The 14,508-nt window shown below is 45.1% G+C and carries 11 protein-coding genes and 2 pseudogenes; all 13 read left to right on the forward strand.

Features of this window, described 5'->3' with window-relative positions:
* Positions 1-6: 6 nt before the first annotated feature.
* The 13 genes and pseudogenes from H6629_17155 (at position 7) to H6629_17215 (ending at position 14,501) form a co-directional block, all read left to right on the forward strand.
* Entirely contained in the window at positions 7-2,250 is a 2,244-nt protein-coding gene (locus tag H6629_17155) for a TonB-dependent receptor (protein ID MCB9069522.1), read from the forward strand.
* A 40-nt stretch (positions 2,251-2,290) separates the two neighbouring features.
* On the forward strand, positions 2,291-3,193 hold the full coding sequence (locus H6629_17160) for a DUF4249 family protein (protein MCB9069523.1): 903 nt from the start codon (positions 2,291-2,293) through the stop codon (positions 3,191-3,193).
* Between the two features lie 616 nt (positions 3,194-3,809).
* Complete coding sequence (locus H6629_17165; protein ID MCB9069524.1) at positions 3,810-4,589, forward strand: heme exporter protein CcmB; 780 nt, start codon at positions 3,810-3,812, stop codon at positions 4,587-4,589.
* A 12-nt stretch (positions 4,590-4,601) separates the two neighbouring features.
* Positions 4,602-5,285: a cytochrome c biogenesis protein CcsA gene (gene ccsA, locus H6629_17170; GenBank protein ID MCB9069525.1), complete on the forward strand. Its 684-nt coding sequence runs from the start codon at positions 4,602-4,604 to the stop codon at positions 5,283-5,285.
* A gap of 50 nt (positions 5,286-5,335) precedes the next feature.
* Positions 5,336-5,494: a CcmD family protein gene (locus H6629_17175; GenBank protein ID MCB9069526.1), complete on the forward strand. Its 159-nt coding sequence runs from the start codon at positions 5,336-5,338 to the stop codon at positions 5,492-5,494.
* Between the two features lie 23 nt (positions 5,495-5,517).
* The gene (locus H6629_17180) at positions 5,518-5,904 is read left to right on the forward strand and encodes a cytochrome c maturation protein CcmE (protein MCB9069527.1); all 387 of its coding nucleotides are present in this window, start codon (positions 5,518-5,520) and stop codon (positions 5,902-5,904) included.
* Positions 5,901-8,270: a cytochrome c biogenesis protein CcsA gene (gene ccsA / locus H6629_17185; GenBank protein MCB9069528.1), complete on the forward strand. Its 2,370-nt coding sequence runs from the start codon at positions 5,901-5,903 to the stop codon at positions 8,268-8,270. Before H6629_17180 ends, ccsA (H6629_17185) begins: the two co-directional genes overlap by 4 nt.
* Positions 8,271-8,283: 13 nt before the next feature.
* On the forward strand, positions 8,284-10,113 hold the full coding sequence (gene menD, locus H6629_17190) for a 2-succinyl-5-enolpyruvyl-6-hydroxy-3-cyclohexene-1-carboxylic-acid synthase (protein MCB9069529.1): 1,830 nt from the start codon (positions 8,284-8,286) through the stop codon (positions 10,111-10,113).
* Entirely contained in the window at positions 10,110-10,973 is an 864-nt protein-coding gene (locus H6629_17195) for an NAD(P)-dependent oxidoreductase (protein ID MCB9069530.1), read from the forward strand. The genes menD and H6629_17195 overlap by 4 nt, the downstream gene beginning before the upstream one ends.
* A 15-nt stretch (positions 10,974-10,988) precedes the next feature.
* Positions 10,989-11,742 (forward strand): annotated as a pseudogene (locus tag H6629_17200) (sulfite exporter TauE/SafE family protein).
* A 231-nt stretch (positions 11,743-11,973) separates the two neighbouring features.
* Positions 11,974-12,253 (forward strand): annotated as a pseudogene (locus H6629_17205) (iron-sulfur cluster assembly accessory protein).
* A 12-nt stretch (positions 12,254-12,265) separates the two neighbouring features.
* Complete coding sequence (locus tag H6629_17210) at positions 12,266-12,487, forward strand: DUF2480 family protein (GenBank protein ID MCB9069531.1); 222 nt, start codon at positions 12,266-12,268, stop codon at positions 12,485-12,487.
* Between the two features lie 166 nt (positions 12,488-12,653).
* Entirely contained in the window at positions 12,654-14,501 is a 1,848-nt protein-coding gene (locus H6629_17215) for an excinuclease ABC subunit C (GenBank protein ID MCB9069532.1), read from the forward strand.
* Positions 14,502-14,508 lie beyond the last annotated feature (7 nt).

Consider the following 14,508-nt stretch of genomic DNA (forward strand, 5'->3'; position numbering starts at 1 on the left):
AACCAGATGGCATTTTTTGTAAGATTGTTAAAACGATTTTGGGTATTTCTGTTGCTGATGAATATTGGGGTACTGGCGCAACCCGGGATTATTACCGGATATGTTAAAGATGCCACATCCGGCGAAACCCTGATTATGGCGAATGTATATATCGATGGAACTCAGCAAGGCACAACCACCAACAACAGCGGTTATTATACGATGCCCGATGTAAAACCGGGCGAGTACACTCTGGTTGCCAGCTATATTGGTTTTCTGGATTTCCGTAAAAAGATAACGGTAGCCCCGGGTGCCGCGTTACGGATAGATATTGAGCTGAAGCCTGCTGTTGTGGAAGGCCAAACCGTTACTGTTGAGGCTGAATATACTTTCGAGGAAGAAAAGCAGGTGGGTGTTCTGGACATGCAACCTGCTCAAGTGCGCGATTTACCGGCAATTCTGGAAGCAGATTTATTCCGGGCAATTCAACTGTTGCCGGGTATAAAAGCCAGCTCCGATTTTTCCAGCGGATTATATATTCGCGGCGGCAGCCAGGACCAAACACTGATATTATTGGATCGAACCACCGTTTACAATCCATCGCACTTTTTTGGATTTTTCTCAACATTTAATCCCGATGCGATAAAAGATGTGCGAATTTACAAAGGCGGGTATCCGGCAGAATATGGCGGAAGGCTTGGCTCAGTTATCGATATTTTCAATCGCGATGGCAACCGGAAAGAATTTCAGGGGCGACTGAGCGTTGGCTTGCTGGCATCGCGATTAAATCTGGAGGGACCGATTCCCAAAGGTTCGGTGATGTTTGCACTGCGCCGATCGACGCTGGAGCCGTTGCTCGCCGCGCTGCGCAACTCGATAGACGATGTGCCGGACGCCTTTTATTTTTACGATCTCAACGGGAAAATCAATTACGATCCCAACGAAAACAACCGGCTGAATTTCGCATTTTACGCCGGAACCGACAACGTTGAATTCCCCTTTGCGGAAGATGCGGAATTCAACCTGAATTACGGCAACCGCACATTCAGCACCAATTGGACACATGTGTTCTCAAAAAAACTGTTTTCGAACTTTACGCTAACTGCATCAAATTATTTTAGTTATCCGCGTTTTTTAATCAATTCAACGCGTTTTGAGCGAGACAATACGGTTAGCGATTATTCCGTAAAAGGTGATTTCGAATATATTCCTTCTGGTAAATTTCAATTTAAAACCGGATTTTGGGCCGGCGCATTGGAGCTTGCTGTTCGGAACAGGTTTGATAATGAGGAAACGCTCAATGAAACCATCGATGCCAAATATGGCTCCGCGTATGTGGAAAATCAGTGGAAACCGTCCGAACGAATGAGTGTGAAAACCGGGCTTCGCGGCAGCTACATCGACAGCGGCGATTTTTATCGATTGGAACCGCGCATTTCGGCAGAATATTTTTACCGCATGGACATGCTGTTTCAGGTCGCATACGGGCGATATTATCAATATTTAACGCTCATCACCAACGAAGCATTCACCGGATTTGACACATGGCTGACCACCGACGATGGCGTACCGCCGGCATGGGGCGATCAATTTGTGGTCGCGTTGAAAACGAAACCCAGCGAAACCTATAATTTTGATGTCGAGCTTTATTACCGCAACATGCGGGAACTATTCGAACTCGATCCGCGTGTGCAAGACCCCGCCGGATTGGATTACAACGAACTCTTTCGTTTTGGAAAAGGCTATGCGTACGGGGCGGAATTTTTCCTGCAAAAGCGTAAAGGCAAGCTCAACGGATTTTTAGGATACACATGGGGAACCAGCCGCCGCCGCTTCCCGGAATACAATAATGATATGTATTATCCCCCAAAATTTGACCGGATTCACGATGTAAATATGGTGATGAATTATCAATTGTCAAAAAAATGGCGGGCAACAGTCGTATTTAATTACGCAACAGGGCAGGCTTACACAGATGTGCTGGGCAGCTACGAACTCAATTTCCCGACATCATCGAATGAACTGGACCCGTTCATTGTCGGCGGATTGAACGCCACGCGATTGCCAGCGTATCACCGACTAGATGTCGGGTTTACCCGAAACGGGAAGCTCTTTAAATTACCGTATGAATTGCAATTACAGGTTATCAATTTGTATTCGAGACGCAATATCTGGTTCTATTCTTACGACCTTACAGAAAACCCGATCGTGCGCGAAGACGTACGGATGTTGCCAATTATCCCCAACATTTCGTTCACTATCGATTTCTAAAAAATGAAGACTAATTGAAAAGTTGACAAAAAGGTATCCCATGAAAACATATCGTAAGTTCATTTTATTCAGTATATTAGCAACTGTTCTCGGGCTCACGTTTTCCTGCGATGTAGAAAACACCGATCAGTTTGAACCGGAATACGTTGTTGAATCGTACATGTATGCACTGGAGCCGTTACCGGAAATCCGGCTGTCCCAAACCGTCGGTTTTGGTAAACCTTACAATTTTGAAGATCAGGCCATCAGCAATGCCAATGTTTCTGTTACATTAGCCGGAATCAACAGCCCGGATGTCGAATTTCGCTATCTGGAAAGCGCCGAACGCGGTGTTTATGTTCCGGAAAACAACGCACATCTCGTGCAACCGCTGCGCAGCTATTCTTTAAATATTACCTTTCCCGATGACGATGCAATCCTCCGGTCCACAACGTTGGTGCCGGACACATTTCAGATTTTGACATCAACTGCCGATTCTGTGGTGTTCGGTTCTTCGGCTCAATTGGAAATTGATCTGTCGTCCAGTTTTTATCCCGGCCGTCAAAATATTTATGTTTTTTCGACAGAATCGTTTGAACCGACGATTGAAAATTTCACACCGTTTTTCGGCGAATTTTTTGATGAGGAAGAGGATGATATCGAAGATTTTAGAATCAATGAGTCGCCACCGTTTAACGAAGAAAATTACGACCGGAATCCGGATGGTTCCCTAACCATCAAATTACCGTGGATTGCTGTCACTTTTTTTGGACAAAATCAGATTTCCGCAAATGCGGTGGATGATAATATTTATAATTTTATAACTTCGGTAACATTGCAAACCGGTGGTTCAACGCTTTCGCCCGGCGAAATACCAAATATCCTCGATCCGATTGAAGGGGGAGTGGGCATTTTTGGCAGCTATGCCAGGGTGACAAAAATGCTATATGTTAAACGGCAATAGCGGTTGTGAAATTTCGTACTTTTTTATTAAATTGCTTTAATCAATGAAGTTCAGTCATTAAAATATGGTATCTATTTAGAAATGATGTTATCTTGAAATGATTTTGAGAGGCGATTTGTCCCAATTGGCATGAGAATAACAGCAGACAATATATCGAAATATTTCCAACGCCGGCAGGTGTTAAAAAACATCCATTTTCAGATCGATTCTCCCGGCGCACTGGTTGTTACCGGACCGAACGGAAGTGGAAAATCAACGCTTGTGCGTATCATTTGCGGCTTGATGGGCGCCTCCAGTGGCACCGTCAATTTTATTGAAAACGGGAAAACGCTCGACCAGATTGATGCCGCACAGCAAATAGGGCTAGTCAGTCCATACCTTCAATTATACAAAGATCTCACTGCCTGGGAAAACCTCAGTTTCTTCGCCAAATCCAGAACAGGACATGTTGAAAAAAAGCGGATTTTGGAATTACTTACCGCTGTCGGGCTTAACAATCGCCTGCACGATCCGCTAAGGGCTTATTCATCTGGAATGCTGCAACGTGTAAAATATGCGGCAGCGCTATATCACCAACCCAAAATCCTCATTTTGGATGAGCCGACAGCAAACCTGGATGAAACCGGAAAACAGTGGGTTTACAGCATCATCGAAACTTACAGACAGTCAAACATTGTCATTATCGCGACCAATGAACCGGAGGAAGTTGTTCTTGCAACGCAGCGTGTGGATGTTACTTAAACAAGGTGGAATGGTTTTCGAAAAAGATTTGCGTTTGGAATTTCGCACGCGGTATGCATTAAATGCAATTGCCATGTTTGCGGTAATTACTTTAACGGCAGTAAGTTTTTCGATCGGTCCGACAAAATTGAGCCCGGAAGTACTGGCACCGCTTTTCTGGATAATCCTGTTTTTTGCCGCAATGGCCGGGCTATCGCATGTTTTTGTTCGCGAAGAAGAGCAGCAAACCGCTGATACACTGCGCCTCGTTTTACCGCCAAATGCGGTTTTGATCGGAAAATGGTTGTTTAATGTGGTATTATTATTCGGTTTGGAGCTCATTATAGTGCCACTTTATATGCTTATGATGAGCGCTGTGCCAAAAAGTGGCACCGTTTTCTTTACCATTTTAATACTCGGAAGTTTGGCTTTATCCTCTGTAGCTACCATTATTGCAGCGATTATCGCACTTGCCAGCAGTCGTGGCGCGCTTTTTGCAGTTGTAGCATTCCCGATTGCGCTCCCGGTTTTGATTCCGGCAATCAACGGAACAAAGCTGGCATACGAAGGCGGGTTATTTGCAGACAGTTATTCAGATGTGCAAGTTTTGTTTTCATTTACCATTGTCATAATTACCGCTTCTGTGTTATTGTTTGAATTTATCTGGAATAAATAACGGAAAATAGATATGAGCCTCATCAATAAACTGGGGAAAGTTGGCTTAGGAATTTGGATGAGCGGCGTTATTTGGGCAGCTTTTATGTATGCACCGCGCGCCAAAGCACTCGGTGAAACTACCCGGATTTTGTTTTTTCACGTTCCCTGCGCATGGATTGCGACACTGGCATTTCTGGTTTCTGCTGTTTATAGTGTGCAATATTTGCGACGAAACCGGGTTTCGGATGATATCTGGAGCACTTCATCCGCGCACCTTGGCCTAATTTTTACCATTTTGGCAACGGTTACCGGCGCCATTTGGGCAGACGAAATTTGGGGACACCCATGGAATTGGGACCCGCGCCAAACGTCAATTTTCATTTTATTATTGATTTATGCGGCATATTTCGCATTGCGTTCTGCTGTTGAGGACGATGAAAAACGTGCCCGTCTCGCCGCAGTCTATTCGATCATTGCATTTCTGACGGTGCCGTTTTTTATGTATATCGTGCCACGAATTTACGAATCGCTTCATCCGGATCCACTGATCAATTCCGAGGGTAAAATCAAAATGAGCGGACGCATGCGCGAAGTTTTCTTTGCGTCATTGTTTGGATTCACGTTTTTATACGTCTGGATGTTGCGGTTAAAGGCGAAACTGGCCATCCGTGAAAATTACATCGAAAAATTAACTATGAACCGAGCAGAAGGATAATAGAGATGATGATTGCGTTAGCAACACTGTTGCCCGATACCCTGAAAACGATGACTCAACCCCAGGAGAAAGTTGTTGGCGAAGATATTTATATCGTGATGATTGTTACAATGATTGTATGGGGCGGAATTTTTTTCTATTTGATGTATCTGGATAGAAAAGTAAAAAATTTGGAAAAAAGAATTGAAATGGATGAAGAAACCGTATAAATACAAAAAAACGGAGTTAAGATATGAAGGCTAAATATATTGTCGGTGTTGGAATCATACTATTGTTTTTGGGTTTTGCCGGAATGAACCTGCAAAAATCCATGACACCATATGTTTCCGTTGCTGAAGCGCGGGACAAAGGCACCGCGGTGCAAATTAAAGGCTCGCGGGTCAGCGGATCGGACATGTTTGACATTGAACATAAAACCTTCAATTTTAAGATACTGGACGAAGCCGGTTCGGAAGTTCAGGTTATTTACAACGGTGTCAAACCGTCAAATTTTGACGAAGCAATGGAAATTGTCGCTAAAGGTCGATTTAATGGCGATGTTTTTCATGCCAGCGAAATTCTTGTAAAATGCCCCTCCAAGTATGAAGCTGAAACCTTTGAGGGAGGAGCCAGATCATGATTACTGGCGTAATTTTAATTGCACTATCATTTGTTGCAGCTATTACAGCAACAACTGCCTATTATCTGTATTACAGAGATGGCAACGATAGCATGTTTGATTTTGCTAATCGGAGTTTTTGGGTTACCGGTTTCGGTGTTCTGATTTCATTGGCATATCTCATTTTTCTGATCCTCAATCACAATTTCGAAGTTAACTACGTTTATAGTTATTCTTCACGGATACTCAACAAATTCTACCTGTTTTCCACACTTTGGGCCGGTCAGCAGGGCACTTTTTTGTTGTGGTTAACTTATGGATTTATTTACGGCATTATTTTGATGCGAAAAAATGCCCGCAAAAATCCATTGCTCATGGTTTACCTCAGCCTTGTCCAGGTTTTCCTATTGTTGATTTTGCTCAAAAAGAGCCCGTTTACAATGGTTTGGCATCAATACGCAGAAGTTCCGGTGGGATTTATACCTCAAGATGGCGCAGGGCTAAACCCATTGTTGCAAAACCCGTGGATGGTTATTCACCCGCCAACCCTTTTTGTCGGATATAGCTCAACCGTTGTGCCATTCCTGTTTGCAATGTCTGCACTGATTCGCCGTGATCATCATTCGTGGATAAAAGATGCCCGCCCGTGGGTAATTTTCAACACCATGATTCTTGGCGTTGGTATCATCATGGGTGGATACTGGGCTTATGTAACGTTAGGCTGGGGCGGATACTGGGGATGGGATCCTGTTGAGAACGCATCTTTGGTTCCGTGGATTTTCAGCATCATTTTATTACACGGTATGTTGATTCAGCAAAAACGAAAATCATTGGTTCGAACAAATTATTTGTGGGCAGGACTGTCGTTTTTAACAATGCTGTGGGGATCGTATCTCACACGGTCGGGTGTCTTAACAGATTTTTCGGTGCATTCGTTTGCACCATCCGGGCTTAGTGCTTATCTGGTATTGTTCCAGGCTGTATTTACCGGATTATTTCTGTTCTTCTGGGTTCGGTTCATGATTGATTACAATCGTTCCGGATCTACGCCTGTCGAATTTGGCAAAGGAATGTTCAACCGCGAAACCTTCATTTTCTTTGGAATGATGGCGCTTATTTTTGTCGCATTTTTTGTATTGCTGGGCACTTCTGCGCCGCTTTTCACCCAATGGTTTGGCGACCCGATCAGTCTTTCACCGGATTTCTACAACACAATGATCATTCCTGTGTCTGTATTTATGTTTTTGATGATTGCGATTGCACCACTTCTCGCATGGAAAACATCTGAACTGCGCAATAAACCAACCATCATCGGCGCAGCGGTCGCGTCGCTGATTTTGACAGGCGCAGCAGCAACACTCGGCTTGGGAACCATGACCTCCATCGGTGAACATACGCCTTATTATGCGATTGAAGGCACCGTAACGCCGGCTTTTTTTGAACAACTCCGCGATGTATTATTCAGCGGTGCGTTAAAATATTCGCCATATTTGATGTTCTTTCTGGCATGCATGGTTATCATTATTAACGCAAAAGTTGCCGGGCTATTCATCAAACGCAACCTTAGCAAAGCCGGTGGATATATCACCCACATCGGTTGGGGTTTTATGCTGATCGGAACAATCACCTCATCCGTATATGACACCAGCGAAAAAGTAATGTTGCCCAAAGGTGAATTCACCGAAGCTGCCGGTGGATATCAAATCCAGTTTATCAGCTTTATCGATATGCCGGATGGGCGTGACCGGGTAAAACTCCGGGTTCGCACAACTCATGGCAAAGAATATGACGCATACCCGCAATTCTATTATAGCGAATATACCAAAGGCTATATGGTTGCGCCGGATGTTCGCGCCCAATTTGCCCGTGATGTTTATATTTCACCGATTTCATACACGCCGGCACGGTTGACCAGTCAGCAAGAGGTTACCCTCACCAAAGGTCAATCGACCACGTTGCTCGGCAAAAAAATCACTTTCAACAGCTTCAAAACGGAAATGGGTGCCGCCGCAAAAGTTACCGCAATGGTTACAGTTGAAGCGGAAGTTGATGGTAAAACAACCACTTATGATGTGATGCCGATTTTGATCGCCAACGGCGGCAAAATGTCGCATGAGCCCATACCAATTGCAGATACAGGATACCGTATCGAACTTACTGGCGTAAATGCCGGTTCCGGGCAGGCGAAATTAATGGTTTACGCACCCGCAAAACCGGGAGATGTACCTCGCGATATGCTGGCAATCGAACTCAGCGAAAAACCATTTATCAGCATTTTGTGGCTTGGCAGCATTATTTTTGCACTCGGAGCTTTTTTTGCACTGACAGGCGGTTATCAAAAACGCTTTATGGCAAAAAAGCGCGAGGAAATTGAAGAAGTAGCCTAAATTTCATACTGTTTTGAAACAGCCGGGCATTTCTGTCCGGCTGTTTTTTTATCCACGCTATCATCCCAGAACCAACGTGAACACCAATAAAACAACAGCTTTGCTAAACCGGCAATGGGGAAGTGCCATCATCGAAGCACTTTTCCGGAGCTCAATTGACTATTTTGTAATATCTCCCGGCTCGCGATCCACTCCGTTAACGATGGCTGTTGCCCGAAAAAAAGGTGTCAAAACGATCGTTTGTTTCGATGAACGTGCTGCGGCATTTCATGCATTGGGATATGCCCGGGCTACCGGCAAACCCGCAGTGTTGATCTGCACATCCGGGACTGCGGCAGCCAATTATTATCCGGCAATAATTGAGGCCGCTACCGATTGTCAACCGCTGATTGTCATCACCGCCGATCGTCCGCCCGAACTCCGGGAAACCGGCGCAAATCAAACCATTCGCCAAACGGGCATGTTTGCCGATTATCCGCGTTGGACATTCGATTTTCCTGCGCCGGATAGTGCGGTATCGATCGAAACCGTTTTTTCAACGATGTCACACGCCGTTTTCTGCGCGACAAATTCCCCGGCTGGTCCCGTTCATTTGAATTGCATGTTTCGCGAACCCTTTGTTGATGCTGCTTTGGCATCCGAAGCGGTTGATTTTTCTGAAATTAAATCGACAACATACGCACAGGCGCGGCAACTGCCGGATGAAAAAACAATAAAAAAATGCGCTGAGCAAATTGCGAGAGCGAAACAGAAACTGATTATTGCGGGAAGAGGTTTGGGCACAACAGATCTCGATGAAATTGCCAAACTTGCCAATCAGCACAACTTACCGGTTTTTGCTGATGTTCAATCACGCTTTTCCTCCCCGGATTTGGTGAAGATATCGGTTCCATATTTCGATCAACTATTGCTTTCAACAACATTCAAAAATCAATTTCGACCGGATGTTGTGATCCAGTTTGGCGCGATGCCGGTTTCCAAACGGTTGTCGCAGTGGATGAACGATGTGCGCCCTCAACATTATTTTACCATCGCAAAACCGCCGTTTCGGATTGACCCGAATCATCAGGTTAGCGACCGGATCGTTTGCGAACCTGCAGAATTTTGCCGTTCGTTGAATACCGGGATTGATTCGTCAATTCGCACCAACACACACACAATTGATTTCGATACAATTGCAAAAAAAATCGATCAATTAATTGGAAAACACGTCGATTTCCAGTCGGCTGCGGTAACCGAAATATCTGCTGCCCGGCAAATTATCAGTCAAATAAAACCGCATAGCGGGTTGTTTTTGGCATCGAGCATGCCCATTCGCGATGTCGATATGTTTTGCAATCCCGTTGCAACGCCTTTGCGAGTTGCAGCAAATCGGGGTGCCAGCGGTATCGACGGCACGATAGCCACAGCTACCGGTTTCGCAACCGGATTACATTCGCCGGTTACTTTGTTGATTGGCGATCTCGCTTTATTGCATGATATGAACTCACTGGCGCTGCTGAATCTCATCGAACAACCTTTGATTATTGTTTTGATAAACAATAAAGGTGGCGGTATTTTTTCATTCCTCCCGGTTTCCGGCCATAGCGATATTTTTGAAGAATATTTTGGAACGCCGCACCATTTTGAGTTTTCAAATTTGGCTCGACAATTTGGTTTGGCATATGCACAGCCAATAAATAATTCAGATTTTGCGGAAAAATATCTGGATTGGCAAAACAACGGCACACGCGGAATTATCGAAATTCACACCTCACGCGCGGAAAATCATGCGCTGCACATCGCGTTACAAAATGAAATAAAACAATTGGTTGACGATACTTTAGCCGGGAGAAAATCATGAAAATCGCATTATTGGGCACCGGTTTGATGGGCTATCCGATGGCTGAGCAGTTGATTGCAACGGGTCACGATGTGATTGTCTGGAATCGCACCCGAGAAAAAGCGTTGCCGTTAAGCGATATCGGCGCGCAAGTTGCTGTTTCCGCGAAAGATGCAATCGAGGCTGCGGAAATAATTATCCTGATGTTCAGCGACGGAAAAGCTATTTCAGACACACTGTTTCCGGTTCTCAATGCCCCAAAATTTGGCGGAAAAACAGTATTGCAAATGGGCACTATTTCGCCGGATGAGAGCAAATTGATCTATTTGCAAGTTGTAAAATCGGGCGGAGAGTATCTGGAAGCACCGGTTTTGGGCAGCGTGCCGCAAGTGCGGGAACGCCGGTTGATCGTCATGGTGGGATCGACGCTGGCACAATTCCAACAGCACGAGCCAATCTTCAGAATATTTGGATCGGATATTTACTGGATTGGGGAAGTCGGACACGCGGCAACCTTAAAACTGGTGCTAAACCACCTGATTGCAGCAGAAACCGCCGCATTTTCCCTTAGCTTGGGTATGGTTCGCAGTGCGGGTGTGGATGTCGATATGTTCATGAGCGTGCTGCGGCGCAGCGCACTGTATGCGCCAACATTCGATAAAAAGCTCGATAATTATTTAACTCGTGATTTTGACAGCGCCAATTTTCCGGTTCAATGGCTGCTAAAAGATGTCGGGTTGGTGCTGCAGGAAGCCGCAAATATGAAACTTGACACTCGAGCAGTATCTGCAATTTATGAAATATTGAACGATAGCAATAAAAAGTCTGCGATAAAAGATTACTCGGCAATATACAACATCATTCATCCGGACACCAAATAGAGCGGATCGCATTCAATGGAAATTTGGCAAGTGTTTATGTTATTCGGCATTGGCGCCATTGCGGGCATGATAAACGTGATGGCGGCGGCGGCTCAACACTAACATTACCGGCGCTGATTTTTCTGGGGTTGGATGGCGCAACCGCCAACGGAACCAACCGTATTGCGATATTTATCCAAAATATTGCCGCGATACTTTCGTTCCGGGGCGAAAACGTGCACCAATTTCGCACCAGCTTCAAATTGGCGGTTTGGACATTGCCCGGCGCAATCATTGGCGCGATGGCAGCGGTTCGCATCAGCGATGAATGGTTCCAGAAAATTTTGGGCATTGTGCTCATTTTTGTGGTCATTTCGATGATGTTTTCACCCAGTGGAAAAAAAGGGGATTTTCTCAGCGAAGCGCAATTAAAAAAACGCACCTGGTTTGTTTATCCATCCTTATTTATGGTAGGATTTTACGGCGGTTTTATTCAGGTTGGCATCGGCTTTATTTTAATGGCAATTCTTTTCCACCTGATGCGGCTCGATTTGTTGCTGGTCAACATGCACAAGGTGTTTATCGTTTTGGTTTACACGCTCCCGGCACTCCTGATTTTTATCTGGAATGGGAATGTTGACTGGGCGTTGGGATTGAGCCTGGCAGCCGGAAATTCGTTTGGCGCCTGGTGGGCTGCCAAATTATCCGTTAAAAAGGGGATCGCTTTATTCGATATTTTTTATTTGTCGCCGTTTTATTTATGGCCGGCAAACTTCTGGAATTGTATTAGCCAGTATTGTCCACCTTTTTTTACTTGACAAAAACTCGGATTTTGTCGAATTTATATGATGTGAAGAAAAAAGCAGGAACTTGTTTGGCGTAAAATTGTAACAAACCTGCATTTGATGAATCAAAAGAATTAACAATAGATTTAATGATTTGATACAGGAGATTTTCAGATGGTTGGAACCGAATTAAATTTGAACATAACCGAAAAAGCCAAAAACAGATTGCCAAAATTATGATCGACGATGGCAAAGAGGGCTGGTATTTGCGGGTTGGCGTGAAATCCGGTGGTTGCTCAGGGATTGAATTATTACATGGAATTTAAAGAAGAAGTGCTCGCAAACGACAATATTTTTGACTATGGCGATTTCAAGCTGTGCATCGACGTATTCAGCGGGATGTATTTGAATGGCAGCGAACTGGATTATCGCGATGGGTTGAATGGCACCGGGTTTACATGGCACAACCCGAACGCCAGCAGAACCTGCGGCTGCGGCGAATCGTTTTCGGCATAACGGAGATAAAAAATGGCAGTTGCAAAAACCAGAACCATCGATATCCGCGATTTTTTTGACAACGGCATCATCCGCGAAAAAAGCTTCCGTGAGAAAATAGATGCCATCGATTGGAAAGAATTTCAGGATAACAAAGTTGTGATTACCGGATGCGATCATGCCGATCCCAACATGGGCGTACATGATGCTGGCAGCGCACCTTTCGCCATATGCCAAACGCATTTTTTGGGGTGAACCGTGCAGCGCCGTTCCGATTTTTGTTCGCGGAGAATAAATTTTTCACCAACGTTGAAATCAAGAAGCAGGTCATTTTCGGCCTGCTTTTTTTGTTTGAATACGGAAACAACTTGCGATCGATTTTCCCGGTTGCTTAATTTGATCGTCAAAATGAGATAAGTTCATGAAAACAAACGCTGTAATTGAAGAAAAATTAGCTAATTTGCCGACGCTGCCGGGCGTTTATTTGTATCGAAATGAAAACGATAAAATTTTGTATGTCGGCAAAGCCAAAAACCTGCGGAGCAGGGTTCGCAGCTATTTTCAGGATGGCGCCAATCTCGATCCGCGCAAACAGCGGATGGTTCGCCAAATTCGCGATCTCGATACTATTTTGGTCGACTCCGAAGTTGAGGCGCTGATTCTCGAAGCCAACCTCATCAAAGAACACAAACCGCGATATAATGTTACCCTAAAAGACGATAAATCATACCCTTACATCCGCATTACCAATGAGCCGTTTCCGCGTGTTTTTGTTACCCGACGTATCATTCGCGATGGCTCACGCTATTTGGGTCCATACACGGAAGTGCGGCAACTGCGTTACATCGTTAAATCGATGAACAAGATTTTTCCGGTGCGATCCTGCAAATTTTTCCTCGATGACGATGTCATCGCCAAAAAAAAGGTGAAAATTTGCCTCGATTATCACATCAAACGATGCCAGGGACCATGCGAAGGATTTGTCAGCTCCGAAGATTATACGGCGATGATTCGCCAGGTCGAGCAATTTTTGCGCGGAAAAACCCGCGATTTGCTCCGCGAATTGAATGAACGCATGCAATCCGAAGCTGAAAAAATGAATTTTGAGGAAGCAGCCCGCATCCGCGATCAAATAAAGATGATCGACGAATATCATTTTATTTCCCAAAAAGTGGTGCTACGCGATGAGGAAGATCGTGATGTAATTGCCCTGGCTATCGATGACGACGACGGCTGCGCGGTGGTTTTTCGCATTCGCGATGGCAAAGTTGTCGGGCGCCAACATTTTTATCTCGATAACGTTGCCGAGCAACCTACAGAAACCGTGCTGACAACATTTATCCAACAATATTATTTGAAAGTGGATCAATTTCCGCGACAAATATTGCTGCCGGAAAGTGTGGGGGAGGAGCAGTCGGTCATCGAAAACTGGCTCTCAGAACAATCCGGACATAAAATTGAATTGAGCGTTCCCCAGATTGGCGAAAAACGAAAATTGATCAGCCTTTGCCAAAAAAACGCAAAATTTTTGCTCGACGAGCTGATGCTTCAAAAAATGCAACAGAAGGATCACATTCCGCATAGCGTCCAGCAATTGCAGAAAAATCTGAATATGGAACATCCGCCGCGGCGGATCGACGGATTCGATATTTCCAACATTCACGGGAAAGATGCGGTTGCCTCGATGGTTTGTTTTATCGATGGAAGACCGCGCAAAAGCGAATACCGGATTTTCAAAATCCGCAGCAAAGATACGCCGGACGATTTCGCGATGATGCACGAAGCCGTTTTCCGGCGCTACAAACGGGTGCTCGCGGAAAACCTGGACATGCCCGACCTCATTTTAATCGACGGTGGAAAAGGGCAGCTAAGCAGCGCAGTTGCGGCGCTTAAAGAAGCTGGTGTTGATGTTGCCAAACAACCAATTATCGGGCTTGCCAAACGGTTGGAGGAAGTTTTTGTGCCGGAGCAATCCGATCCGTTGAACATTCCCAAAAGCTCCACCGGTCTGAAATTATTACAACAAACCCGCGACGAAGCCCACCGTTTTGCGATTACCCACTTCCGCAAACAGCACAAAAAATCACAGCTAAAATCGCCGTTGGACGATGTGCCCGGCATTGGTCCGGCGCGCAAAAATCATTTGTTAAAAACATTCGGATCACTGAAACGGCTTCGGGAAGCGGCGCCGGATGAATTGCAAAAACAGGGTAAACTGCCCGAAAATCTCGCCCGCGAATTGTGGGAATTTCTCCAAAAATCTGACTGAATTTGCC

Source organism: Calditrichia bacterium, assembly GCA_020634975.1.
Lineage (GTDB): Bacteria > Calditrichota > Calditrichia > RBG-13-44-9 > J075 > JACKAQ01.